Source organism: Patescibacteria group bacterium (assembly GCA_038063375.1).
In the GTDB taxonomy this organism is placed as follows: domain Bacteria; phylum Patescibacteriota; class Minisyncoccia; order Phycocordibacterales; family JANLHH01; genus JANLHH01.
This window is the reverse complement of the sequence record JBBTVG010000005.1, coordinates 21,669-45,765: the sequence shown is the minus strand read 5'-3', so window position 1 is coordinate 45,765 and position 24,097 is coordinate 21,669. Positions and strand designations below refer to the sequence as shown.

Sequence of the window (24,097 nt, the reverse complement as noted above, 5' to 3'; positions counted from 1 at the left end):
AAACATGAATAAAAAGAAAATCGTGCCTGTATTATTTGTTGTTTCGGCTTTGTTTACCGGAGCATTATTTTTTCCTGTCCAAGATTTTTTTTGCGTGGAGGAAAGTATCAAGGAACGTGAATGTATAACCTCCATAATTAACGTTATAGAACCACTTCTCTGGTCTTTTCTCCCTCTTCTTGTCGTTTCTCTCATTCTTTTCTTCGTCCGTCGTGAAGTGTTCATCGCATGGGCGAAGTTCGCGGGCGTTGTGTTTCCGCTCATGCTCGGCATTCTTTTATATACCTTCAACAACACGCCGGTCACGGGCAGTTGGATAGGTGGCCCAACTGATGACCAACTGGCATCAGTTCTTCTTCCATCACTCTTCCTCATAATCTCTCTCCTCATTATTATCATCAAATCGTGGAAGTTGAGAGGGAAGTAATGAAAGATAATGGCGGCGGTTCTCATTGCCCCTTGTTTGTTATTCCTATCATTTGATATACTGCAATGATTATGGATGAACAAAACCAACAGATATCTCCGAAGGAGAGCATAGAGTCGCGGCGGGAGGAGAAGCTTGCCAGGCAAACGCGAATGGAACGAATGAAAAAAGCTAAGCAAATAGCCGTGTGGCTTCTCGTGGCGGTTTTTGTCGGAGGGGTTGTTTGGGGATTAGTAAAAAATACTACACTCACGCCTTCCGAACCATCCGCTCTCTTAAGTATCTCTTCGTCGGACTGGGTCAAGGGCAACAGCGGATCAAAGATCGTGCTTGTTGAATACAGCGACTTTCAATGTCCCGCCTGTGGCGCGTACCATCCGGTGGTGAAACAGCTGGTGGATGAGTTTGGCAACGATGTTGCTTTTGTGTACCGGCATTTTCCTCTCCGTCAGATCCACCCGAACGCCGACCTCTCGGCGCGCGCGGCGGAGGCAGCAGGAGCGCAAGGAAAATTCTGGGAGATGCACGACCTTCTCTTTGAAAATCAAAAAGAATGGTCAAATCAAAAGAACGCGGTTGATAGTTTTGTGAAATATGCCGAGTCGCTCGGTCTTAACAGCGAACAATTCAGGAGCGACATAGACTCAAAGGAAGTGAAGCAAAAAGTAAATGAAGATTACAACGGCGGCATTTCTCTCAAGATCAGTGGAACGCCAACTTTCTTTCTCAACGGCAAAAAGCTGCAAAACCCGAGAAATTACGGAGAGTTTAAATCAATCATTGAACAGGCGATAAAACAATAATATATGAATCAAAACGTAAAAATCATACTCATATCGGCGGTTGTCGGAGCTTTGGCGGGCGGCGGGGCGTTTTTTGCAATGCAAAAATCATACAAGCCGAGCACCAATGAACTCATCAAGGAATTTTATGAAGTTGAGAACGCGGCGCATGTGAGTCCACACGGTTTGCGGGGAAAATTGGATAAAGGAGGGGCAGGTATTGTCATTGTTGATCTGAGAAGCCCGCAAGAGTACGAGCGCGAACATATCATAAGCGCCGTGAATATTCCCGCGTACACGGACCCGAACACGCCCGCCTATGAAGAAGTGGATCGAATCGTGGGGCAATTCCGGGAGCTTATCGCGGCTAATCCCGGAAAAGAGATCGTTACCTATTGTTACAGTATTCCCTGCATGACGGGGAGGAAGATCGGGAAAATGCTTGTTGAAAATGACATCTATGTCAAAACGCTCGGCATCGGATGGAATGAATGGCGGTATTTCTGGACGCTGTGGAATCATGAACACGAATGGAAGACGACAAAACCCGAAGATTATATTTGGAAAGGCAAAGAACCTGGTATTCCCGTTTTACGCGAACTTCCTTCCGCGTGCGGCGAGGGAGAATTCAGCTGCTAGTAATATGAATGGAGATACTAGGGGGTTGACCGGAGCACCACTTTTACTTTTGAAACAAATGAAACTTTTGGTGCATAATGTAATCATTGTTTCCGCAGATACCCAATGGAGAAGTTAGTAAAAGTGGTGCTCGGTTGACTTTTTAGGGAATTCGGGTAGTATAGTGGTGTGAGTGCTATGTGGTGCTCCAAAACAAACGAATGTCTGCGTAAGGTCCCGCTTCGGCGGGACTTTGCGTGCCCCGTAGTAGATTTTGGAATTGCGCTGAAAGAAACGCACTTTGTGCCATGCCAAAAGTAACTCACGGGGCGTGTCTATCAACTAGTAACTAGAAAAAACTTAACAAAAAGGTATACTATATGAACTAGTGAGTGTACGTGTTTGTGTACATCTATGGTCGGCGGCTGCACTCACTTAAGACATTTGTTTAGGAGCCGCCCCCGCCGACCATAGATGTACAGGAACAAAAAAATTCCACCGCGGTGGAATTTTTTTGTTCGCACTCCAGTAAGTGACGTGAGCATGAACCGCACGTATGTAAAAATATATCTCTATGGTTAAAAGAAAAGAAAAATATTTTTTTGTTAAAAAATGTTTTTCAAAAAGTTATCCACACATGAGCACGAAATATTGTTGTTTTTATTTCTGAATGTACGATAATTAAGTTAGAAAAAGTTCATAAACGATTTTTTCATTTCAAGTTGTTAGTTGCTCTAAAAGTTTTTTAATTTTTAGAGAGCATACATGAGGTCGATTTTTTATAAACCTAAAAACAGTTTTTTATATATGGCCGCAAAAAGAAAGAAAGCTGCTCCAAAGAAAAGAAAAGCAGCAAAAAAGAAGACCACAAAAAAGCGCGCGAAAGCTCGCAAGAGGAAATAATTTTCTTCTAGTCTTCTCAAAATCCCCCCTAGGGGGGATTTTGTTTTTATGGTAATATTGAGGAAAACTATGGAGTTTTTAAGTAAAATCTTTGGAGATGGTACTACGAAGAAGCTCAAAACCCTTGAGCCTCTTGTCGCACAGATCAATACGTACGAGCACAAAATGAGCGCGCTTTCCGACGATGCCCTGAAGGCGAAAACGCAAGAGTTTCGCAAGCGGCTTCGCTCAGAAGAGGGTCCCGCGGAAACGCTGGACGATATTCTTCCGGAAGCTTTCGCGGTCGTAAGGGAAACAGCTAAGCGCGTGCTGAAACAGCGGCACTATGATGTTCAGCTCATGGGAGGGATCATTCTTCATCAGGGAAATATTTCAGAAATGAAGACGGGTGAAGGAAAGACACTGGTCGCGACACTGCCGACGTATTTGAACGCGCTCGAGGGCCTGGGTGTGCATGTGGTTACCGTGAACGACTATCTCTCGCGCAGAGATACGGTGTGGATGGGTCAGCTCTATACCGCTTTGGGACTCTCCATCGCGGTCATCAACCACGACTCATCATACATATATGACCCAACCCACAAAGAACTGGACGAAAAGCGTGATCAACTCGGCTCGTTTAAAGTATTTCACCAATTCTTGCGCCCGTGCACCAGGCGTGAAGCGTATGAGGCGGACATCACCTACGGTACGAATAACGAATTCGGCTTTGATTACCTTCGCGACAATGTCGTATACACGAAAAGCGCGCTGGTTCAGCGAGAACACAACTACGCGATCGTGGACGAAATAGACTCCATCTTGATAGATGAAGCGCGTACTCCACTTATTATTTCCGCTCCCGCGCAGGAGTCCGAAGACCTCTACAGGACATTTTCCCGCATTGCCATGCATCTCAAGAAGGACGAAGATTACGCGGTTGATGAGAAACTGAAAGCGATCCAGCTCACCGATAGCGGGATTGAAAAAGCCGAGCACGCACTCGGGGTTGAAAATATCTATACCGAAAAAGGCATCAAATATGTTCACCATTTGGAAACGGCAGTGCGCGCGCAGGCGCTTTTTGAGCGCGACAAAGATTACGTGGTGCGCGACGACGAGGTGATCATCGTGGACGAATTTACCGGACGCCTCCAGCCGGGGCGGCGTTGGTCGGAGGGGCTCCATCAGGCGATCGAGGCGAAAGAAGGAGTGCAGGTGCAGAGGGAATCACGCACGGTTGCCTCCATCACGTTTCAGAATTATTTTCGTTTCTATAAAAAGCTCTCCGGCATGACCGGTACGGCGCTTACTTCTCACGAGGAATTTTATAAAGTCTACGGACTTGAGGTTATTCCCGTCCCGACCAATCAGAGGGTGGCGCGTATTGATGGGAACGACCTGATTTTCCAAACAGAGCAGGGAAAATTCAAAGCGGTCGCGAAAAAAATAAAAGAGCTTCACGACACAGGCCAGCCGGTACTCGTCGGTACGGTTTCTATTGAAAAAAACGAGCTGCTCTCCGCGTATCTGAACAAAGAGGGCATACCGCATAAGGTGCTCAACGCCAAACAGCATGAAAGTGAAGGAGAGGTCATCGCTCAAGGCGGAAGAAAAGGGTCCGTGGTCGTGGCTACGAACATGGCGGGACGCGGCGTGGATATTAAGCTTGGCGGAAACCCGGCGAGCCAGGAAGAGTACGAAGAGGTAAAGCGACTCGGCGGGTTGTTCGTGCTGGGAACCGAGCGGCACGAAGCGCGGCGCATTGACAACCAGCTCCGCGGACGAGCGGGGCGTCAGGGCGATCCGGGCGGAACGCAATTTTTCGTTTCTTTGGAAGATACGCTCATGCGCGTGTTTGCATCTGACGCGATCAAAACGATGATGGGTAGGTTTGGTATTCCCGAAGACCAGCCCATTGAGAACAAAATGATCAGCCGCGCGCTTGAAAACGCGCAAACGAAGATAGAAGGGTTCAATTTTGACGCGCGCAAACATGTTCTCGCCTATGATGACGTGATGAACCAACAGCGCAAGACCGTCTACGAACGCCGAGGGAAACTTTTACGCGGGGATGGCGCGTACGCGCGCGAGTTTTTGGATGAAATTACAGAAGGGCGAGAGGATCTTAAAAAACTTATTGAGGAGAAAAAACAAACACTCGGGGAAGAAGTATTCTGGGACGGAGTGCGCAAACTAGCGCTCCAAACAATGGACATGTTGTGGATGGAACACCTGGAAGCGATGGATTATATGCGCAGTTCGGTCAACCTTCGCGCATACGGCCAGCGTGATCCGCTCGTTGAATACAAAAGAGAAGGATTGCGGCTCTTTCGCGACATGCAGGACAGCGTCAAGTCTCACTTTATGGAACTCTTGCCGAACATAGGCGCCGGCGCATTCGCGCACGAAGAGCAAAAGTTAAAAGAAGTGCACGAGAACGCGCGTCTCATAGGCGACGTGGCGCGCCCGACCGACAGTGCTTCGGCTGGTACGATAAAACGAGAAGGGGAAAAAGTGGGGCGCAACGACCCGTGTCCATGCGGAGCGAAAAGGCCAGACGGAACACCGGTGAAGTACAAAAACTGCCATGGGAAATAAAATATCAAGGACTACCCTTGATATGGGTATCGTGGAAGAAAATTGTGATATAATTACCACACTATGATGCGCATAATCGTAAAATGGTTCATCGTCGCACTTTCGCTTTTACTTGCGGCATATCTCGTGCCGGGCATTGCCGTGACCTCGTTTTATACGGCGCTCATCGTTGCTGTACTCTTAGGGGTGGTAAATATTGTTTTAAAACCCATTCTGGTCGTCCTTACGCTTCCGATCAATCTTTTGACGCTAGGACTCTTTACGTTCGTGATCAACGGGTTTCTTTTTTGGTTCCTTTCAACGATCGTGAAAGGATTTTCCGTGGAGGGTTTCCTTGCCGCGCTCCTCGGCTCGCTTGTGGTGTCCGCGGTAAGTTATATAAGTAGCGAGCTTTTGGACTAAGATACCGGAAAGGCGTATGGCAGAATTTTTTTTGATAGTGATTGGCGTGGCGTTTGTTGTTTCAACCTTTGCCGCACAATTGTATTACTAGATATTTTGGTATAAGGTGAAACCATGGAGTATAAAGCAACGATAGGATTGGAGGTGCACGCGGAGTTGAAAACACTGACCAAGATGTTCTGCAACTCCAAGAACGACCCCGAGGAGAAACGCCCCAATGTGAATATTTGCCCCGTATGTATGGCGCATCCGGGTACTTTGCCTGTCATTAATAAGGAAGCGGTCAAACACGTTCTCAAGGTGGGAAAAGCGATCGGTGCCACCATTGCCGACTTCACCGAGTTTGATCGGAAGAACTATTTTTATCCCGATATTCCCAAAGGCTATCAAATCAGCCAATATAAATATCCACTCGTCTCGGGAGGATTGCTCAAGGGGGTAGCGATCACACGCGTGCATTTAGAAGAAGATACCGCGCGTTCCACTCACGAAAAAGGGGATCCTGCCTCGCCGGAGACGAGTCAAGGCGGGTACAGCCTTGTTGATTTCAATCGCGCAGGGATGCCCTTGATGGAGCTGGTGACGGAGCCGGTAGTGAAAGACGCAGAGCAGGCGGTTGCCTTCGCGAAAGAGCTTCAGCTCTTGCTGCGTTTCCTCGGCGCGTCCGACGCGAATATGGAGAAAGGGGAGATGCGCGTGGAAGCAAACGTGTCGGTGAGCACGACGGACACGTTTGGCACCAAAGTGGAGGTGAAAAATCTTAACTCGTTTCGCGTGGTGGAGCGCGCCATCAACTATGAAATAGAAAGACAGATCACGGTGATTGAAAAAGGAGAGCGAGTGTTACAGGAAACCCGCGGATGGGATGAGAAAAAACAAGCTACTTTCTCTCAGCGCCTCAAGGAAACTTCCGAAGATTATCGCTATTTTCCGGATCCTGATCTGCCGAAGCTCAAAATAAGCGAGATAGAGGAATTCCAAAACATGGAACTTCCCGAATTGCCGTGGGAGAAACGAGAGCGGTATAAAAAAGAGTACGGCATTAAAGATGAAGATATTGAAAGCTTCATTGTTGACCGGGAACTCGGAGCATTTTTTGAACGCGTGGCTTCGGCGCTTTCGGGCGACAAAAAGGCAATCGCGCTTGCTTCAAACTACATCACCTCTGACTTGGTGGGCCTTTCTCCTTCTGCGGGAGGAGTCAGGCTTCCACAGATAGAGGATTTTGTGGAGTTAATGAAGATGACTGGCGCAGGAGAGATCTCTTCCCGTGGCGCGAAAGATATTTTGAAAATACTTGTCACGGAAGGCGGCAATTCGCGTGCCATCGCACAGCAAAGAGGACTCTTCCAAAAAAGTGACGAAGGGGAATTGGCAGCGACTGTTCTGCGGATCATCAGCGAGAACGAACAGGTTGCCGCCGATTATAGGGCGGGCAAAGAAGCGGCACTGCAATATCTTGTTGGACAGGGAATGCGAGCGACTAGCGGCGCGGCAAATCCCGCTGCGCTCAAAAAAATATTTGAAGAAAAACTAAAAAATCTGTAATTGCGTTTGGCGTGACTCAAACAGCCCTCCCGGGCTGTTTTTCGTAGTGTTGCTATGGAGATTCTGTGTAAGTAATACCCCACGGAAGTACCATTCTAGAGCGCTTTTTCTTTTCCGTGGCTGTCATGTATACTGAATGGTAATTACTGAATAATCTTTAAAGTACGTATGAAAACAACGCGAGTGGCCATTAATGGTTTTGGACGCATCGGACGTGCGTTTTTCAAAATCGCAAAGAATCGTAAAGAGCTTGAGATCGTTGCTATCAATGACTTGGGGGATATCCAAAATCTGGCATATCTTCTGAAGTACGACACGGCATATGGCAAGAGTGATTTTGAGATTGTCGTCAAAGAGGGGAAGCTTGTTGTTGACGGTAAAGAAGTTATTTTTTTAAGTGAACGAGAACCGAGCAAGTTGCCGTGGGGCGACCTTGATATTGATATCGTACTGGAATCGACAGGTATCTTTGCCAGTTATGAAAAATCAAAAGTACATCTGGTGGCGGGCGCCAAGCGCGTTGTCGTATCTGCGCCGATCAAAGACAATCCGGAAGACGCGGGGGTCTCCGGCAGTACGGTGCTTATGGGTGTGAACGAAGAGGCGCTTGCGGTATGCCAGATCTCTTCCAACGCGTCATGCACCACGAATGCCGGCAGTCCGGTCATGCAGATATTGCATGAGGCACTCGGTATTGAGAAAGCGCTCTTGAATACCGTGCACGGATACACGGCGACGCAAAAAATAGTGGATTCTCCCGACCAGAAAGATTTCCGCAAAGGACGCGCCGCGGCGCAAAATATCATTCCAGGAACGACAGGCGCCGCCATCGCCACCACGAAAGTTATCAAAGACCTTGAGGGAAAGTTTGACGGCATCGCGATGCGTGTGCCGATCGTGGTCGGCTCCATTGCTGACATTACGTTCGTGAGCAAACGAGATACGAGCGCAGAAGAGGTGAATGCGATATTAAAAAAAGCGGCAGGCGAAAAGCGATGGGGAAAAGTATTTACCGTTACTGAAGAGCCGCTCGTTTCTTCCGATATCATCGGCAATCCGCACGCTTCTATCGCCGATCTTGCTTTTACGCGCGTCGTGGGCGGCAACTTGGTAAAAGTGGTCGCGTGGTACGACAATGAAATGGGGTATACGCATTCGCTGGTGGAGCATGTGATTGCAAGCGGAAAATATCTGAAATAGTCAAAAAAGACAGGAAATGGTAAAAAGCGCCACTAATAAAAAAACAGTTCTCAAAGCACTTGGTACAGGGGCGCTTTTCTTTCTTTTTTCTTTTGGTGTGTCTGCGCAGACTATTCCTCTTATCGTTGAAGGGGAAGATACGTACTTTGAAGCAACAAACGACGTAGACACTCTCACGTTCACGAGCACAGAGCCGCTTCGTGTACGCCTTGTTTCCGCTCTTGATACAGCAACAATACGTCTTGAACCCCTTACTATCGCTTCTTCCACCGAAATCGTACTTACCGGTCTAATACTGGCACATACCTATTTCCTCTACGAAAACGATTATCACGATAAGCGCACGTTCACGACTGATGGCACGGGTCGCGGCGTATTCACACAAAACCTCAACGATAAAAATTTCCTCATTATCCAACCACGGGAGAGCACGTACTTTATCCGCGACGATGCAACGGGAGGAGACTGCGCTTCTATTGGGATTTGGAATAGCATTGCAAAGACCTGCGTGCTCACCGGAAACCTCGCTCAAACTATTCAGATTGACTCCGATGGCATCACCCTTGATGGCGGAGGATATATGCTTTCCGGCCCAGGTTCCGGCATGGGGGTCTTTCTCTCGGGGCGGAAAGGAGTCACCATCAAAAACCTCGCAATCAAAAATTTCCGCGACAACATCGCGCTTATTTCATCGGAGGGGATTACGATCGAAGGGAACACTATCGCTGAAGGCGCCTTTGGTGTTTCTCTGGATACCGCTTCGTCCACCAACATCACAAAGAATACGTTCACCACGCTCCCGTTCGGTATTTTCCTCGTTTCTTCAAACGGGAATGCTCTTTCTCAAAACATCATCACAGACTTTCATTCGAACGGCGGTATTTCTCTCTCCCGGAGTAACAAAAACACGATTACGCTGAATCTCATAGAAAATGGACCTATCGGCATGGCTCTCCAATATTCTGACAACAACATCATCCACAACAACACCATCCGAAACCACGGTTTCTATGCGATGAATCTTCAGTATTCCCAGAACAACGAGATTTTTCAGAATAACTTTTTTGCAAGCGCGATTCGCCACATAAATTCCTTCAATAGCGTAAGTCTTTTTAATCGCGCGCTTCCTGACGGCGGCAACTACTGGGACACTTATGACAAACCAGCAGAAGGCTGTGCAGACACGAACGCCGATAGTTTCTGCGACACACCCCTTGTTCTTGACCGGTTTAATTCCGACCTTCTCCCTTGGATAACGCAGGACGGGTGGATAAGTGCTCCTGATGTTTCATTAATGCTCTCCTACGCCGAAGAAGATGGCTTTGCGGCAGACGCGATAAGTTCGGGCGTGCATCCGAACAAGGGGACAGCGAGCTCTACACCCATGGTGTTTAAGGCGGTGTATACCGGCGCTACTGCGCCCAGCGGAATGAATGTGTTTGTGGGAAATGGCACCGCGACAACAAGTTTCTCAATGGTACCCGACATGGCGTCCGCAAGCACCACGCTTCGCGACGGTATTTTTACCAACGGTGAACAATATATCGCCACCTCGACATTCCCAAAAGGGAAGTATCAATATTATTTTGAAGCGCAGAGCGCAAGCACCACTCTGTATCTACCTGCTGACGGCACTCTCTTCTTCCAAACCGGCTATTCCAATGTGGCGTTTCTGCCGGGGCTTGAAGCGAGCCGGTTGTACGTACAGGAGGGACTCTTTGAGAATCAATTGTGGACACCAAACACAAACAACGATGTAGGAAAGCTCGCTCTCTCGCCGATTACGGGAGAAAGTATTGATCCTGATATTTACACCAACGATGTTGTTGATGAGGCATATACTGTCAATATTTACAAAGGATTTCTTGCGCACATGAATGCCATGGTTGCCAATGGCGACATCAAAGAATTTCAGTCACTGCCGTATGACTGGCGGATGGATATCAAAGACGTAGCAACCCGCGTTATCTCCCTTAAAAACAGCGGATACACTATGGTGTCGCGCATTGAAGAGATGGCAAGCACCTCGCCCACAGGCAAAGTAACGCTCGTTACGCATTCAAACGGCGGCTTGGTGGCAAAGGAATTAATGAATGAATTGGAACGGCAAGGGAAAGCGCACCTCGTTGACCGTATTATTATGATTGCCGCTCCGGAGCTCGGAACGCCGAAAGCGATTTTGGAAATGCTTCACGGAGCAAAATTTCCTATTGGTTTTCCCAGCAAGGAAGCTACCCGTGAGATGGCGGAGAATATGAAGAGCGCATATACTCTTCTTCCGTCACAAGAGTATTTCAACCGTCTTGGCACGTCCATTCGTCCGGTCATTGAGTTTGATGCCGTCACATTCGTAACAGAGGCGCTTCGCGCTATCTACAGTGACTCCATTTCAGACTATGATACGTTACGCAGATTTCTCCGCGGTGAGTACGGCGGTAGAGCTGAACCCCTTTCGGGTGAAGTGAATATCCCCAACGTTCTCAAAGAACATTTCTTGGTGAATGCCGAAGAGCGCCACAAAGAGCTTGATGCATGGACACCACCGGAAGGAATTGACGTTATTGAAGTGGTCGGCTGGGGGCTTGATACGTTGCGTGGCGTTCGATATACGGCGGCAATAAAGAATGTGTGCACCCAAGATCTCTCGGTATGCCAAAATGTAGACGTCATTGATCCGCAGCCGCTCATCACATCGGAAGGAGATGGGACAGTTGTTTCTGTATCAGCTGAAGCATTGGGAGGGGAGAGGTATTATGTTGATATATTTAAATATAACGAAGAAGAATTTCTACTGCCTGAAATTAGTGGTCGTTCCCACAAAAATATTCTTGAAATTGATCCCCTTCAAGATCTCATTACCACTCTCATTAAGCGTGGGGCCACAAGCATGCTTCCCGTTTTCATTTCATCATCTACTCCGCCCGTTTCAGACACCATCAAGCGGTTGCGCATAAGCGCTCATTCACCCGTCTCACTACATCTCTATGATGAATCTGGTCGCCATACGGGCTCAATACCAAACCCTGATCCGTTGTCCGATATTGAACTTTTTGAAGAGCAGATTCCCAACAGCTATTATTGGCAGATCGGGGAGGGGCAGTATACCGGCGGAGGCAATGCCTCAACTACCATGGTTCAATTGAACGGACTTTCACTTGGCACATTTACGCTTAAAATTGAAGAAGTGATCGGTGAAGAGATGACAAACACTGTTCTCTATGAAGATATTCCCGTAACGGCAAGCACCACCGCGACCGTTCAAATCGGAGGAGATATTACTACCTCTCTTCTTGCAATTGACGTTAATGGAGACGGCACAACCGATGTTTCCATTGGCGAAGGTGAGAATACCAGTGTCTTTTCACTCCAAATTCTTGAAGATATTATCAACACGATGGACATACAGAGAGGTCTAAAGAAAGACCTTATGGAGTCGGTTGAAAAAGCGAAGAAAGAATTGGAAAAAGGGAAACCCAAAAAAGCGACAAAAGAGCTGGACAAGATACTCAGCAAACTCAAGGAGGAAATCAGAAAGAATACGAAAGAGAAAGAAAGAGATGGGAACGATAAGCACGAAGAGGAAGATCGCGAAGATGGTCGCGGGCACGACAAGGATGACGAAGACAAGCAAAAGATTTCAACAGAAGATGCTCAGAGCCTGATAGAGATTGTGGAGAAGATCAAGGCTAATGTGGTAGAATAAAAACTATGAAGCAGAAAAAAATAATAGCGATTTTGTTTGCGGTATCCTTGTTGTTCGTATCCACTATCTTCATAAGGATCCCTGTTAGAAATTTTCTGTGTACAGAAAATACAGTAGAGTATCGTGGCTGTGTGGAAATGACACATTTTTTCGATCCGATAGCTATTGCATTTTCCACCCCTTTCATTATTACGTTGATACTTTTCTTCCTTCGCCGTGAAGCATTCATTGCATGGGCGAAGTTTGCAGTCGTTGCTTTTCCGCTCATGCTCGGCATTCTTTTATTTACTTTCAACAATACACCGGTTACCGGCAGCTGGATAAGTGGTCCGACTGACGATCAGTTGGCATCAATTCTTCTTCCATCACTCTTCCTCATCATCTCGCTCCTCATCATCGGCATCAAATCGTGGAAGTTGAGGGGGGAGTAAAAACTATTTATGCAACCTATGAAAATATATCTTGCCAGTGATCATGCGGGGTTTCCACTCAAAGAAAAATTAAAAATGTTTCTTGCCGAGAGCGGGTACGAAGTTTTTGATGCTGGTGCGTACCAATACGACGAATCCGATGATTATCCGGACTTTGTCGTTTCTGCCGCAAAATTGGTTGCCGGGGATCCGGGAAGCAAGGGAATCGTGCTGGGGGGATCAGGCCAAGGTGAGGCTATTGCCGCCAACAGAGTAGCCGGTGTACGCGCGATAGTGTATTACGGCCCGCCTTGCCTTCGCGCCGGCGAGGCAGGCGGCTCTCTTGATATCGTGAAATTGTCTCGTGAACACAATAATGCAAACATTCTCTCACTCGCCGCACGTTTCATGAACGAAGAGGAGGCGAAAGAGGCGGTGATGCTCTTCCTTGAAACGTCGTTTAGCGAAGACGCACGGCACCAAAGGAGGATTAAAAAAATTGATGAATTGGGCGAGGGTGCCAATATGCCTCACGGTTCCTTATCTTCCAATCTATGATTGAGATACTTCCCGCAATCATTCCGGAAGATTTTGAAGACCTCAAGGAGAAACTGGCCCAGGTGCGCGGTATCGCGCCCATAGTTCAAATCGACATAGTGGACGGCAAATTTGCCCCCCATCCAAGCTGGCCGTACTATAAGGGAGACCAGGAGCACTTCCAAAAGATCCTTCGAGAGGAAGAAGGGTTGCCCTTTTGGGAGGATTTTTATTTTGAAGCGGACCTCATGATAGAGCGGCCGGAAGAACACATAGAAGATTTTATTTTTGCGGGATTCAGCCGCCTTGTTGTGCACCTTGAGTCTACGGAGAAGATGGGCGAGATCATTGAGATGGCGAAGCATATGGATACGGAGATCGGCATCGCGATAAATATAGACACGCCCAATAGTGAATTGGAAGAATGGATTGAGAGGATTAACTTTGTGCAATTCATGGGCATTGAAAAGATCGGTTCCCAAGGACAGCCGTTTGATCCGCGCGTTATTGAAAAGATTTCCACGTTGCGCAGAGAGCATCCGGATATTATAATAAGTGTTGACGGAGGAGTGAGTTTGGAAATCGCTCCATTCTTGGTGGGTGCCGGCGCGGAGCGTCTCATATCCGGATCCGCGATTTTTGAAAGCGACGACATAGAGAAAACTATTAACGACTTCAGAAACATCCATCCCGAAGGAATGTACGAGGAGTAATTACGCTATGGCACATTTAAGCGATCATAAAGTAAAAAAATTGGAACTGCAGGCAAATGAGATCCGAAAGTCGGTGATTGAAATGCTCGTGGAGGCAGGTTCCGGACACACTGCCGGCCCTTTGGGTATGGCCGATATCTTCACGCTACTCTATTTTCATATATTAAAACAAAAGCCCAAAGATCCTTCATGGCCCGATCGGGATCGTGTCATCCTTTCCAACGGCCATATTTGTCCGGTGCTCTATGCCGCGATGGCACATGCAGGCTTTCTTCCTCTCAAAGAGCTCGCCACTTTGCGAAAATTCGGTTCACGCCTGCAGGGACATCCCCACAGAGAGTGGCTGCCTGCCCTTGAGACCAGCTCCGGCCCTTTGGGTTCCGGTCTTTCACAGGCAGTTGGCATGGCGCTTGCTGACCGCATGGATAATAGGGAAATGACATCACGAAAACATTTTTACGTATTGATGGGCGATGGTGAGCTTGATTGCGGACAGGTGTGGGAAGCGGCGATGCAAGCCGGCAAAGAAAAGATCCACAACCTGATTGCGATCGTTGACCGCAACAACATTCAGATAGACGGCTACACGTGGGACATTATGCCGCTGGAGCCACTCTACGAAAAATTTGAAAGCTTTAACTGGCATGTACAGGAAGTAGACGGGCACAATTTTGAAGTGCTCAATGATGCGTTGGGACAGGCGCAAACCGCATACGACAAACCTTCCCTGATCATTGCGCATACCATTCCCGGCAAAGGCGTGGAAGAATTTGAACGCGACTTCAGATGGCACGGCAAACCGCCGAACGCAGAGGAGGCGAAGATGGCGCTTGCCGAACTCCGCACACTTGGGGGTAAAATAAAATCAGAACATGAGTAAACTTAATCCAAAACTTTTCAGCAAAGACGTTGAGCAGGTTCCCATTCGGCAAGGATATGGCGAGGGGCTCTTGGAGGCGGGAAAGAAAGACAAGCGCGTAGTCGCGCTGTGTGCCGACCTGACTGACTCCACCAAAACTAGCATTTTTTCAAATGAATTTCCCGAGCGCTTTGTTCAAATGGGAATCGCTGAACAGTCTATGGCCTCCGTTGCGAGCGGTTTTGCGGCGATGGGGAAGATTCCATTCATCGCTTCGTATGCCATGTTTTCTCCGGGAAGAAACTGGGAGCAAATCAGAACGACCATTTGCTATAACAATGCGAACGTAAAGATCGCGGGGGCGCACGCGGGCGTGTCGGTGGGTCCTGACGGCGGTACGCATCAGGCAATTGAAGACATCGCCATTACCCGAGTGATTCCGCGTATGACGGTCATTGCGCCGTGCGATTCTATTGAAGCGAAAAAAGCTACCTTGGCTGCGGCAAAAATGGAAGGGCCGGTGTATATACGTTTAGCGCGGGAAAAAACACCGGTCATCACCACTGAGGCGACACCATTCAAGATAGGGAAGGCGGAAGTTTATTTTGAGCCAAAAAAGGGAATAAAAAGCCAAGTTGGTATTATTGCGTGCGGCGCGCTCGTGTACAACGCGCTTATGGCCGCGAAAGAACTGGAAGACGAGGGTGTCGGGGTGTCAGTCTTGAATCTGGCAACCATCAAACCGCTTGATAAAAAAGGGGTGTTGGATTTTGCAAAAAAACATCAAGCGCTCATTACGGTGGAGGAGCATCAGGTATACGGCGGTATGGGTTCGGCGGTAGCGGAATTTTTGGCGACCGCGCACCCGACCTCCATCACATTCATCGGCGTGCAAGATCAGTTTGGCCAGTCCGGCACTCCGGATGAGCTCATAGAACACTACGGCATGGGCATCGCCTCAATCAAAAAGGCCGTCAAAGCCGCTATAAAAAAGAAGTAATTTGATACTGAGCGCAGTTGATGAATGCGTTGACTTTTATATAGATATATAATAATATTTGCATATGTCGGAGTTATGCGACGAAATGGAGAAGTTGGGCAAAGGCATCGGTAACGCGAACCGCTACCGCGTGCTCGAAGCTCTTATGAACGGCCCCTCTACGGTCTCTGTTGTGGTGAAGAGGGTCAAACTCTCGCAACCGGCCGTTTCCCAGCATCTCAAAGTGCTCAAGGCGGCGGACTTAGTGATGGACGAGCGGCGCGGCCAAGAGGTGTATTACTCTATCAATGTTGCATACATGGCTAAGCTTTTGCACAAGCTCGTTCAAGGTGTCGGCAAAGACAAGGACAAGAAGAGCAAAAAGAAATAGATTTAACAACAATAAATATAAATATATGGAATACAATACAATCCCGAGTACCGAGGTTATCAATAAAACCGCAGATGCCTTGCGCGAACGAGGCGTGGAAGTGTTCGTAGTGAACGACCGCGCCGAAGCTCTCGCGAAAGTAAAAGAGCTTATTCCCAAAGGGGCGAGCATCAATAACGGCTCCTCAACCACGCTTGAGGAGATAGGACTTATTGAGTATTTAAAGGGAGACACGCATGGATACAACAACCTGCATGCCGCCGTGCTCGCGGAGAAAGATCCCGCAAAACAAGCACAGTTGCGCAACGAGTCCATTTTTTCCGAGTACTATCTTGGTAGTGTTCACGCGATTGCGCAAACCGGCGAAATGATAATCGCTTCGGCATCGGGGAGCCAGTTGCCTCCGATAGTATCTACCTCTCCCAATCTCATTTTTGTCGCAGGAGTGCAAAAAATAGCGCCAACCTATAATGACGCTTATAGCCGTCTCAACGAGCATGTGGTGCCACTTGAGAACAATCGCATGAAGGACCTTGGCATGGGTGGCACCGTGCTGGCGAAGACGTTCACATTTCTCCGCGAACCTGCGTTCATGGGACGCACTGTGCGAATGATTCTCGTCAAAGAAAAGCTCGGATTTTAGTCCTCTCTAAAATTTCTCACTTGTTGAAAAAACGAAACATCGCAGGGTTAAACCCTGCGATGTTTCGTTTTGTGCTGCGTATTGACAAAAAAATGCTTAGGGTGTAGTATAATTTCCAATCGACCTTTTCGGTCGGTTTTCATTTTTGCCATCCGGCAACAATGAATGTTCTTTCAACTACTGGAGAAAAAGCATGAAGAAGCTGTTCAAGAAACCGCGTGTTCCGGCCCAGCTCGAAAATGGTTCAAAAGTGATGATCAACCTCGAGTCGATCCCACTCGAGAACTGGAAGACCTACCACGGCACGACCGCCAAGGGTGACAAGGTCCACCGACAGCGGCGTCGCCTTCTCTGCCCCCACGGACGAGCTCGAGATCTTCTCGGTTCAGTTCCTCAAGGACAAGGGATACACGGTCGAGGCCAACAAGAACAGCCGCATCTCGTCCTAAGCAGTAGCTTCAGCAGTAATTTGTACAAAGGGTGACTCTTTTTCAGAGTCACCCTTTTTCTTTTTAATACCCTTTATTACTTGATCTGTTTCGGCTTGTAGGTGTCGGGGGCTTCCCTGAGGAATTTTTCCAGCTGTGAGCGCGAGAGGAGTCCTTCTTGCGCGCCGATATACTGCACGACGGACATGGAATTGACGGGTCCCCACATGAGCGCTTCGGGGATGGATTTGCCGAGTGCGAGCGCGCTCGTGAAAGTGGACGCGAACGAATCGCCGGCGCCGGTGCGATCTACCGGCGGCGCTATATCGGGATACATGGGCATGTGCCACATTTCTTTGCCGTCATAGGTGTAGGCGCCCGCCGGACCGTCGGTGATGACCACAATAGTCGGGCCGAGATCGCGCATGCCTAAGAGGAGCTTTTGTATATCATTTTCTTTTGTCTTCAGAATACGTTTCGCTTCCTGTACATTGCAGAAGAATAATTCCGAGAGTTTATAAATGTCGGGAATATTTTCGTAGCCGAGTTTTATCTGAAATGTTCCCGGCTGAAACGCAAGCTTGATCTCCGGGCGTTCAGTGAGATATTTCGCGAGGGTATGATGAAAGGGCAGGGAGTTCTCGCCAAGCGAGCTCAAATAGATCCATTTCGGCGACCCTATGTCAGGTATGGCGTAATCATACGCCTCATGTTTGATGAGAATAGTCCGTTCGGCTCCAAAGCGAAGCACGTAGTGATAGTTGCTTAATTTCCCTTCGTGTATTTTCACGAAGTTTATTGCGACATCATTTTTTTTCAGTGATTCCAGGTCCTCTTTGCCGTGGTCATCGCTGCCCACATTAGTGACCAACCCCGACTTGAGCCCCAAGCGTGCCGCGGCAACAGCGGCATTTGCGCTATTGCCAACCGCCGGTATGACCACTACGTTTTCGTACTGAATTTTATCTCCAAAGGTTACGCAGAGTTTTTTACGTCCATCAATACCATCTTCCACCGAAGCGTCCCTTAATTGTATGAAAGCATCGGTCGTGATATCGCCGATCGCGATAAAATCAAAATCATCCATATCGTGGGGCTTCCTCGTTATCATTAGTAATAGTATCTTTCATAGTACCAACTCACACCTAAGGCCACAAGAGCAAAGATTTCCACCACCCTCTCTCGTTGTAGTATCCCCATTTTTTTCTTGCGCGTTCATGGTACAATATGAAACATGAAATCGATGAGAGAAGTCATAAAAGAAGCTGAAAAAACAAAAGTGGCGGTTGGTCATTTTAATATTTCCAATATTGAGGGTCTATGGGGGATTTTTCGGGCGGCGCAAAGCCTCAAGGTTCCCGTCATTATCGGTCTTTCGGAAGGTGAGCGCGATTTTGTGGGAGTGCGACAGGCTGTTGCGCTTGTGAAGAGTATTCGCGAGGAGTTTGATTATCCCATTTTCATCAATGCCGACCACACCTATTCGGTGGAGCGAGTGAAAGAAGCGGTGGACGCTCAATTTGACGCAGTCATCTTTGACGGAGCGAAATTATCAATAGAAGAAAATATTGCAAAGACGAAAGAGTGCGTGGCGTATGCCCGGTCAGTGAATCCTGACATTTTAGTGGAAGCGGAATTGGGGTACATCGGCACCTCTTCAAAACTGCTTGATGAGATACCGGAAGGCGTATCATTAGAACATCTGACGACTCCGGAAGACGCTAAACGTTTTGTACAAGAAACGGGCGTTGACCTTTTTTCACCTTCGGTGGGCAATATCCACGGCATGCTCCGAAACGCAAAGAACCCGGAGCTGAACATCGCGCGTATCAAGGAGATACGAGAGGCGGCGGGCGTGCCGCTCGTACTCCATGGCGGGTCCGGTATTTCCGATGAGAATTTTAAATCGGCGATCGCGGCGGGTGTTTCCACTATCCATATCAATACGGAGATCAGGCGTGCTTATCGAGAGGGGATGGAACGCTCGCTCGCGGAGAACCCTGACGAGATCGCGCCGTACCGACTCATGAAACCCGCGCAAGACGCGGTCGGAAAAGTTGTTTTTGAGCGATTGAAATTATTTAACAATATAGAGCAGAAGGTTTAAAAATGAGCGTATGAATGAGCCGTTAAAAATATTCGTGACACGCCGCATTCCCGAAATCGGCATCATGATGCTCAAAGAAAAGGGCTACGACGTGGTGGTGAGCGAGAAAGACGGCGTGCTTACCAAAGAGGAATTGAAAAGCGCGCTTTCGGCGAAGCCGTATGACGCGGTGCTCTGTCTCTTGACCGACACGATAGACGCCGAAGTATTCGCGGCGGCTCCAGAAGCGAAAGTATTTGCCAATTATGCCGTTGGGTACAACAACATAGACCTCCATGCCGCAAAAGAGAGAAACGTGATCATCACCAATACTCCAGGCGTTCTCACCGAAACGGTCGCCGAATACGCTTTGGCGATGATTATGGCGCTTACCAAACGTATTGTTGAGGCGGATAGTTATCTCAGGGCGGGCAAATTTGAAGGATGGGAACCGGAACTTTTTTTGGGTATTGATCTGCGCGGAAAGACGCTCGGTATCTTGGGCGCGGGAAGGATCGGGGCGCAGGTGGCCGAGCGCGCGTACCGAGGACTCGGTATGGATATTATTTATTACGACGTAAAAGCAAACAGCGCTCTTGAGGCGTCAACGAATGCTATTTTTCATGACACGGTGGAAGGAGTGCTTAAGGCGGCCGATGTGGTATCGGTGCACGTGCCGCTTCTTGATTCCACCAAGCATCTCATCAACGCCGAGCGACTGGCTCTCATGAAGCCGTCCGCATATCTCGTGAACACTTCCCGTGGACTTGTTGTTGATGAGGCGGCGCTTGTTGTGGCACTCCAGAGCGGCACCATTAAGGGAGCGGCAATTGACGTTTTTGAGAATGAACCAATCATAGCGAAGGGTTTAACAGATCTTCCGAATGTTATCGTGACACCCCACATCGCTTCAGCGACCGAAGAGACGCGATCAAAGATGTCTGAAATAGCGGCAGCAAATATCATTGCGGTACTGGAGGGGCAAACACCCCCTAATCTCGTCACCATGTAATTTCCCCCGAATTTTTATAAGAAGCCCTTCTTACAGGGTGGACATTTTTGGCAAGTTGTGTACAATAGGGCGCATGTTTACATTAGCTGCAGAAAAGAGAGATACGGGCATTGATGCCAAAAAAGTGCGTGCGGGAGGCAAAATACCCGGTGTTTTTTATGGCGGCAAAACGAAGTCCACGCCTATTTCCATATCAAAAATTGATTTCAAGAAAATATGGAAAGAGGCCGGGGAATCATCCGTCATCACACTCAATACCGAAGGGAAGGAGGTTGATGTGCTCATCCACGATGTTGCGCTTGATCCGATCACCGATGAACCGATACACTTTGATTTTTATGCTATTGATAAGGATAAGAAAGTTACCGTGAGCGTCCCCCTCGTGTTTTCAGGCGAATCGTTGGCAGTAAAAAATTTGGGCGGCACCTTAGTGAAAGTGTTCTATGAACTTGAAGTGGAAGGGCTCCCCAAAGATCTGCCGCACGATGTTTCGGTTGACCTTTCGCTGTTGACCCTACTTGATAGCCATATCAGCGTGGGAGACTTGAAATTACCTGCAGGAGTTGTTGCAACCGCCGAGCCGACAGAAACGGTGGCTTCTATTGCAGAGCAGAAGGAGGAAGAGATTGTTACGCCGGAGATTGATCTTGCTTCCATTGAAGTGGAAAAAAAGGGAAAGAAAGAAGAAGCAGAGGAAGCCCCATCCGAGAAGGCCTAATTGGGAACACTCTACCCTCATACACAACACCATGCGCGAACGTCTGGTGTTGTTTTGTATTGCCCGAACGTGCGATCATGGGTACAATGAAAGGTAATTGTGCTATGAGCGAATCTGGTATCATATTACGGAAATACACAAAAGCGATATGCGCGGCGACTCTCTTGATGGGGTGGCTTGTTTTTGCCGCCGGAGTTGAGATTCGCGCAACATTCGCGCAGTCGACCCAGAGTACCGTTGATGGTCGGAGGGCACAGCTTGAAGATGACTTGGCGGGATTGGAAAAGGAAATAGAAGCACAACGGAACATACTCTCGGAGAAACAGCGCGAAAAAGTGTCGCTCGAACGTGATGTTGCCATTTTGGACGCGCAGATAGCCGAAGCGCAATTGAGCATCAAGGCTCGCAATCTCACGATCAAAAAACTCGGTACCGATATTGATCGCAAAGAACAGATCATTGGCTCTCTTTCGGATAAGATAGGCAGGGAGAAAGAATCACTCGCGCAGCTTATACGCAAAACCAACGAAATAGACTCATTTTCCTTGGTTGAGGTTGTGCTTTCCAATGAAGACCTCTCTGCTTTTTTTGTTGACCTGGACTCGTTTGATTCGATCAAGGCATCGCTCCAGGAGTCGTTTAATGTCATTGAGACCGCAAAAAACATAACGACACAGGAACGAGATGCGCTGGAAGAGAAAAAAACCGAGGAGGTGGAACTGCGCACTCTCCAAGAACTTCAGAAAGGAAGAATTGAAGAAAAACGCAAAGAGCGCAATAAGATATTGGCGACCACAAAAGGGCAAGAGAAGGCGTATCAAGGCATATTAAAAGAAAAGGAAAAAAGCGCCGCGACAATCCGCGCTGAACTTTTTTCTCTTCGAGATTCCGCCGCAATCCCGTTCGGTAAAGCGGTTGAGTATGCGATGCATGCGTCTGAAAAAACCGGTGTACGCGCGGCGCTTATTTTAGGGATCATCACGCAGGAATCAAATCTCGGAGAAAATACGGGTCAGTGTTTTGTGAAGGACTTAAGAACAGGTTCCGGAATAGGAAAAAACACGGGAAGACTTTTTCCAACGGTCATGAAATCTCCGCGGGATACCGATCCGTTTGCGACACTTGCCGTGCGAGTCGGTTTTGATCCGCTTAATACGGCTGTTTCCTGTCCGCCATCGTATGGTTACGGTGGCGCGATGGGACCCGCGCAATTCATTCCCTCCACGTGGGTGTTGTTTGAAGAGAGGATTGCCAAACTCACGGGGAACAATCCGCCGAGTCCATGGGAGGCGGAGGATGCTTTTATGGCAGCGGCTATCCTTCTGGAAGATAATGGTGCGGCGGCGGGTGGGTATACCGCCGAACGCCTTGCGGCGCTCCGTTATTTTGCGGGGTGGAAAAACGCGAATAAATCCGCGTACGCATTTTATGGCGATGATGTAATGGAGATTGCCACCAAGATTCAGGCGCAGATCAATATCTTGCAAGCCAGCTAGGAATATGATATATTTTGAGCCAATTACATTAATGCCATGAAAAAAGATATCCACCCGCAATACCATATAAAGGCAAAAGCAAAATGCGCGTGTGGCGCAGAATTTGAGGTGGGATCCACCTTGGAAGAGATCAGAGTTGAAGTCTGCAGCGCGTGCCATCCATTTTACACCGGTAATGAAAAAATACTGGATACCGCAGGACGCGTGGAGAAATTTAAACAGCGAAGAGCCGCTGCCGCTCCGAAAAAACCAAAGAAAAATCCTGTGGTAAAAAAAGCTGAAAAAGCACAAAAAAAGAAAGAGAAGCCTCTGGAGCAATCGGTAGAAAAATAGCGACTTTTAACACAAAGACCGCCTCTTTTTTGGGCGGTTTTTGTATAGACCCACTGCGTAATAATTTTTCGTAACGAAATGACGAATTTTCTGGCGAAAACAGCGAAGCGCGAGGAGGTGAATACGGCGTATTCATTGGGAAGTGTGTAGTTGTTTGTAGCCGAAAATTCGTCATTGCAGTAGAAAAGGTTATTGCGCAGTGGGTCTTAGAACAGAAATCATGCGATAATAAAAGGTAAGGAATTCGTTGCCCAGAACTCAAAGGGAAAAACATCATGAACGACAATAATATACAATCTTCGCAGGATGCGAATCAGTTTCTGATTGAACATATTGCAGAGTTGAAACAGAACCCCAAGACCCAATTCTTAGCGGCCGAATTGGAGCGCCTGATTAGAGAGGAGCGGGACATACAGAAACTTACCGAAGAAGATGCAGCGATGACGGAGCTCGCAAAGGATGAATTGCGAGACATCAGAGCGCAAAAAGATTCAATCATTGCGCAGATCACTCGGGTACAGGGTGCGATAGAGGAAGAGGAAGCGTACCCCAACGAGATCATTCTTGAAGTGCGCGCCGGCGCCGGCGGAGAAGAAGCGGCGCTCTTTGCGTACCAACTTGCGGAAATGTACCAACGATACGCGGAAAAACAGGGGTGGATATATAAAAAACTGGATGAATCGCTTTCTCCATTGGGAGGGTACAAGGAAGCATCATTTGAGATAAAAGGGCAGGGTGTCTATAAGAAGCTTCGTTTTGAGATGGGGGTGCACAGGATCCAACGTATTCCCGCGACCGAGAAGTCGGGGAGGATCCACACGTCTACCGCTTCGGTCGCGATCATGCCACTGCGCAAGAAGCATATCGTTGAGATCAACCCCGTTGACCTGGAAATGGAATTTTCTCGTTCAGGGGGTGCCGGAGGCCAGAACGTGAACAAAGTGGAGACCGCGGTTCGCATCATTCACAAGCCGACCGGCATCGCGGTCCGTTGTACAAGCGAGCGCAGTCAGCTTAAAAACCGCGAAAAGGCGATGAGCATCCTTTTGGCAAAGCTTGATGAGAAAAAACAGGAAGAAGAGGCGCGAAAAACATCTTCCCAGCGGAAGGGGCAGATCGGCACCGGCGACCGATCGGAAAAAATTCGTACGTACAACGTGCCACAAAATCGCGTCACTGATCACCGGATCAAAGAATCATGGCATAATATAGAAGGCATTTTGAGAGGAGAGATTGATGATATTGTTGAGGTATTGCAAGAGGCGGGAAAGAAATGAAGCGGAGATTAAGATGCGACCTTAAGGAGCACCGAAAGACCTTGGGTGATAG

At 48.2% G+C, this 24,097-nt stretch carries 22 protein-coding genes; 21 read left to right on the top strand and 1 reads right to left on the bottom strand.

Annotation, left to right across the window (positions count from 1 at the left end; all coding sequences use genetic code 11):
- Window positions 1-4 precede the first annotated feature (4 nt).
- The 15 genes from AAB523_00975 (at window position 5) to AAB523_00905 (ending at window position 16,695) form a co-directional block, all read left to right on the top strand.
- Complete coding sequence (locus tag AAB523_00975; protein ID MEK7555842.1) at window positions 5-427, top strand: hypothetical protein; 423 nt, start codon at window positions 5-7, stop codon at window positions 425-427.
- Window positions 428-498: 71 nt separating this feature from the next.
- Entirely contained in the window at window positions 499-1,230 is a 732-nt protein-coding gene (locus AAB523_00970) for a thioredoxin domain-containing protein (GenBank protein MEK7555841.1), read from the top strand.
- 3 nt (window positions 1,231-1,233) lie between these two features.
- Complete coding sequence (locus tag AAB523_00965; GenBank protein MEK7555840.1) at window positions 1,234-1,848, top strand: rhodanese-like domain-containing protein; 615 nt, start codon at window positions 1,234-1,236, stop codon at window positions 1,846-1,848.
- 951 nt (window positions 1,849-2,799) lie between these two features.
- Window positions 2,800-5,310 (top strand): preprotein translocase subunit SecA, encoded by a 2,511-nt coding sequence (gene secA, locus AAB523_00960; GenBank protein MEK7555839.1) that lies wholly within the window; start codon window positions 2,800-2,802, stop codon window positions 5,308-5,310.
- Window positions 5,311-5,376: 66 nt separating this feature from the next.
- Complete coding sequence (locus AAB523_00955; GenBank protein ID MEK7555838.1) at window positions 5,377-5,712, top strand: phage holin family protein; 336 nt, start codon at window positions 5,377-5,379, stop codon at window positions 5,710-5,712.
- Window positions 5,713-5,826: 114 nt separating this feature from the next.
- The gene (gene gatB, locus AAB523_00950) at window positions 5,827-7,260 is read left to right on the top strand and encodes an Asp-tRNA(Asn)/Glu-tRNA(Gln) amidotransferase subunit GatB (protein ID MEK7555837.1); all 1,434 of its coding nucleotides are present in this window, start codon (window positions 5,827-5,829) and stop codon (window positions 7,258-7,260) included.
- A gap of 168 nt (window positions 7,261-7,428) precedes the next feature.
- Window positions 7,429-8,460, top strand: coding sequence for a type I glyceraldehyde-3-phosphate dehydrogenase (gene gap / locus AAB523_00945; GenBank protein MEK7555836.1), 1,032 nt, complete (start codon window positions 7,429-7,431; stop codon window positions 8,458-8,460).
- 16 nt (window positions 8,461-8,476) lie between these two features.
- Window positions 8,477-12,163 (top strand): NosD domain-containing protein, encoded by a 3,687-nt coding sequence (locus AAB523_00940; protein MEK7555835.1) that lies wholly within the window; start codon window positions 8,477-8,479, stop codon window positions 12,161-12,163.
- Window positions 12,164-12,300: 137 nt separating this feature from the next.
- Window positions 12,301-12,594: a hypothetical protein gene (locus tag AAB523_00935; protein ID MEK7555834.1), complete on the top strand. Its 294-nt coding sequence runs from the start codon at window positions 12,301-12,303 to the stop codon at window positions 12,592-12,594.
- An 18-nt stretch (window positions 12,595-12,612) separates the two neighbouring features.
- Window positions 12,613-13,131, top strand: coding sequence for an RpiB/LacA/LacB family sugar-phosphate isomerase (locus AAB523_00930; protein MEK7555833.1), 519 nt, complete (start codon window positions 12,613-12,615; stop codon window positions 13,129-13,131).
- Entirely contained in the window at window positions 13,128-13,823 is a 696-nt protein-coding gene (locus AAB523_00925) for a hypothetical protein (protein MEK7555832.1), read from the top strand. Before AAB523_00930 ends, AAB523_00925 begins: the two co-directional genes overlap by 4 nt.
- Window positions 13,824-13,830: 7 nt before the next feature.
- Window positions 13,831-14,703: a transketolase gene (locus tag AAB523_00920; protein MEK7555831.1), complete on the top strand. Its 873-nt coding sequence runs from the start codon at window positions 13,831-13,833 to the stop codon at window positions 14,701-14,703.
- Entirely contained in the window at window positions 14,696-15,682 is a 987-nt protein-coding gene (locus AAB523_00915) for a transketolase C-terminal domain-containing protein (GenBank protein MEK7555830.1), read from the top strand. The genes AAB523_00920 and AAB523_00915 overlap by 8 nt, the downstream gene beginning before the upstream one ends.
- Window positions 15,683-15,746: 64 nt before the next feature.
- Window positions 15,747-16,052, top strand: a complete 306-nt coding sequence (locus tag AAB523_00910; GenBank protein ID MEK7555829.1) for a metalloregulator ArsR/SmtB family transcription factor — start codon at window positions 15,747-15,749, stop codon at window positions 16,050-16,052.
- Window positions 16,053-16,077: 25 nt separating this feature from the next.
- Window positions 16,078-16,695 carry a lactate utilization protein gene (locus AAB523_00905; protein MEK7555828.1) on the top strand — a complete coding sequence of 206 codons (618 nt, stop codon included), beginning with the start codon at window positions 16,078-16,080 and terminating at the stop codon, window positions 16,693-16,695.
- Between the two features lie 525 nt (window positions 16,696-17,220).
- Here AAB523_00905 and AAB523_00900 read toward each other — a convergent pair.
- Window positions 17,221-18,210: a carbohydrate kinase family protein gene (locus AAB523_00900; protein MEK7555827.1), complete on the bottom strand. Its 990-nt coding sequence runs from the start codon at window positions 18,208-18,210 to the stop codon at window positions 17,221-17,223.
- Window positions 18,211-18,357: 147 nt separating this feature from the next.
- Here AAB523_00900 and AAB523_00895 point away from each other — a divergent pair, with 147 nt between their 5' ends.
- The 6 genes from AAB523_00895 to AAB523_00870 all read left to right on the top strand — a co-directional run bounded on the left by AAB523_00895 (window position 18,358) and on the right by AAB523_00870 (window position 24,045).
- The gene (locus AAB523_00895; protein ID MEK7555826.1) at window positions 18,358-19,230 is read left to right on the top strand and encodes a class II fructose-bisphosphate aldolase; all 873 of its coding nucleotides are present in this window, start codon (window positions 18,358-18,360) and stop codon (window positions 19,228-19,230) included.
- 10 nt (window positions 19,231-19,240) lie between these two features.
- A complete protein-coding gene (locus AAB523_00890) occupies window positions 19,241-20,221 on the top strand; it encodes a D-glycerate dehydrogenase (protein MEK7555825.1) in 981 nt (326 codons plus the stop codon).
- Window positions 20,222-20,294: 73 nt separating this feature from the next.
- A complete protein-coding gene (locus AAB523_00885; protein MEK7555824.1) occupies window positions 20,295-20,939 on the top strand; it encodes a 50S ribosomal protein L25 in 645 nt (214 codons plus the stop codon).
- A gap of 104 nt (window positions 20,940-21,043) precedes the next feature.
- Window positions 21,044-22,435 carry a hypothetical protein gene (locus AAB523_00880; protein ID MEK7555823.1) on the top strand — a complete coding sequence of 464 codons (1,392 nt, stop codon included), beginning with the start codon at window positions 21,044-21,046 and terminating at the stop codon, window positions 22,433-22,435.
- 36 nt (window positions 22,436-22,471) lie between these two features.
- The gene (gene rpmE, locus AAB523_00875) at window positions 22,472-22,768 is read left to right on the top strand and encodes a 50S ribosomal protein L31 (protein MEK7555822.1); all 297 of its coding nucleotides are present in this window, start codon (window positions 22,472-22,474) and stop codon (window positions 22,766-22,768) included.
- A 275-nt stretch (window positions 22,769-23,043) separates the two neighbouring features.
- Entirely contained in the window at window positions 23,044-24,045 is a 1,002-nt protein-coding gene (locus AAB523_00870) for a PCRF domain-containing protein (protein ID MEK7555821.1), read from the top strand.
- The last annotated feature ends 52 nt before the right edge of the window (window positions 24,046-24,097 follow it).

Bases quoted from the DNA above. Each gene is read 5' to 3' on its own strand.
- AAB523_00885 (MEK7555824.1), top strand. From the start codon at position 20,295: ATGTTTACATTAGCTGCAGAAAAGAGAGATACGGGCATTGATGCCAAA.
- AAB523_00870 (MEK7555821.1), top strand. From the start codon at position 23,044: ATGAACGACAATAATATACAATCTTCGCAGGATGCGAATCAGTTTCTG.
- AAB523_00925 (MEK7555832.1), top strand. From the start codon at position 13,128: ATGATTGAGATACTTCCCGCAATCATTCCGGAAGATTTTGAAGACCTC.
- secA (MEK7555839.1), top strand. From the start codon at position 2,800: ATGGAGTTTTTAAGTAAAATCTTTGGAGATGGTACTACGAAGAAGCTC.
- AAB523_00930 (MEK7555833.1), top strand. From the start codon at position 12,613: ATGAAAATATATCTTGCCAGTGATCATGCGGGGTTTCCACTCAAAGAA.
- AAB523_00900 (MEK7555827.1), bottom strand. From the start codon at position 18,210: ATGGATGATTTTGATTTTATCGCGATCGGCGATATCACGACCGATGCT.
- gap (MEK7555836.1), top strand. From the start codon at position 7,429: ATGAAAACAACGCGAGTGGCCATTAATGGTTTTGGACGCATCGGACGT.
- AAB523_00935 (MEK7555834.1), top strand. From the start codon at position 12,301: ATGACACATTTTTTCGATCCGATAGCTATTGCATTTTCCACCCCTTTC.
- AAB523_00905 (MEK7555828.1), top strand. From the start codon at position 16,078: ATGGAATACAATACAATCCCGAGTACCGAGGTTATCAATAAAACCGCA.
- AAB523_00970 (MEK7555841.1), top strand. From the start codon at position 499: ATGGATGAACAAAACCAACAGATATCTCCGAAGGAGAGCATAGAGTCG.
- AAB523_00915 (MEK7555830.1), top strand. From the start codon at position 14,696: ATGAGTAAACTTAATCCAAAACTTTTCAGCAAAGACGTTGAGCAGGTT.
- gatB (MEK7555837.1), top strand. From the start codon at position 5,827: ATGGAGTATAAAGCAACGATAGGATTGGAGGTGCACGCGGAGTTGAAA.
- AAB523_00955 (MEK7555838.1), top strand. From the start codon at position 5,377: ATGCGCATAATCGTAAAATGGTTCATCGTCGCACTTTCGCTTTTACTT.
- AAB523_00890 (MEK7555825.1), top strand. From the start codon at position 19,241: ATGAATGAGCCGTTAAAAATATTCGTGACACGCCGCATTCCCGAAATC.
- AAB523_00965 (MEK7555840.1), top strand. From the start codon at position 1,234: ATGAATCAAAACGTAAAAATCATACTCATATCGGCGGTTGTCGGAGCT.
- AAB523_00910 (MEK7555829.1), top strand. From the start codon at position 15,747: ATGTCGGAGTTATGCGACGAAATGGAGAAGTTGGGCAAAGGCATCGGT.
- AAB523_00940 (MEK7555835.1), top strand. From the start codon at position 8,477: ATGGTAAAAAGCGCCACTAATAAAAAAACAGTTCTCAAAGCACTTGGT.
- AAB523_00975 (MEK7555842.1), top strand. From the start codon at position 5: ATGAATAAAAAGAAAATCGTGCCTGTATTATTTGTTGTTTCGGCTTTG.
- rpmE (MEK7555822.1), top strand. From the start codon at position 22,472: ATGAAAAAAGATATCCACCCGCAATACCATATAAAGGCAAAAGCAAAA.
- AAB523_00895 (MEK7555826.1), top strand. From the start codon at position 18,358: ATGAAATCGATGAGAGAAGTCATAAAAGAAGCTGAAAAAACAAAAGTG.
- AAB523_00880 (MEK7555823.1), top strand. From the start codon at position 21,044: ATGAGCGAATCTGGTATCATATTACGGAAATACACAAAAGCGATATGC.
- AAB523_00920 (MEK7555831.1), top strand. From the start codon at position 13,831: ATGGCACATTTAAGCGATCATAAAGTAAAAAAATTGGAACTGCAGGCA.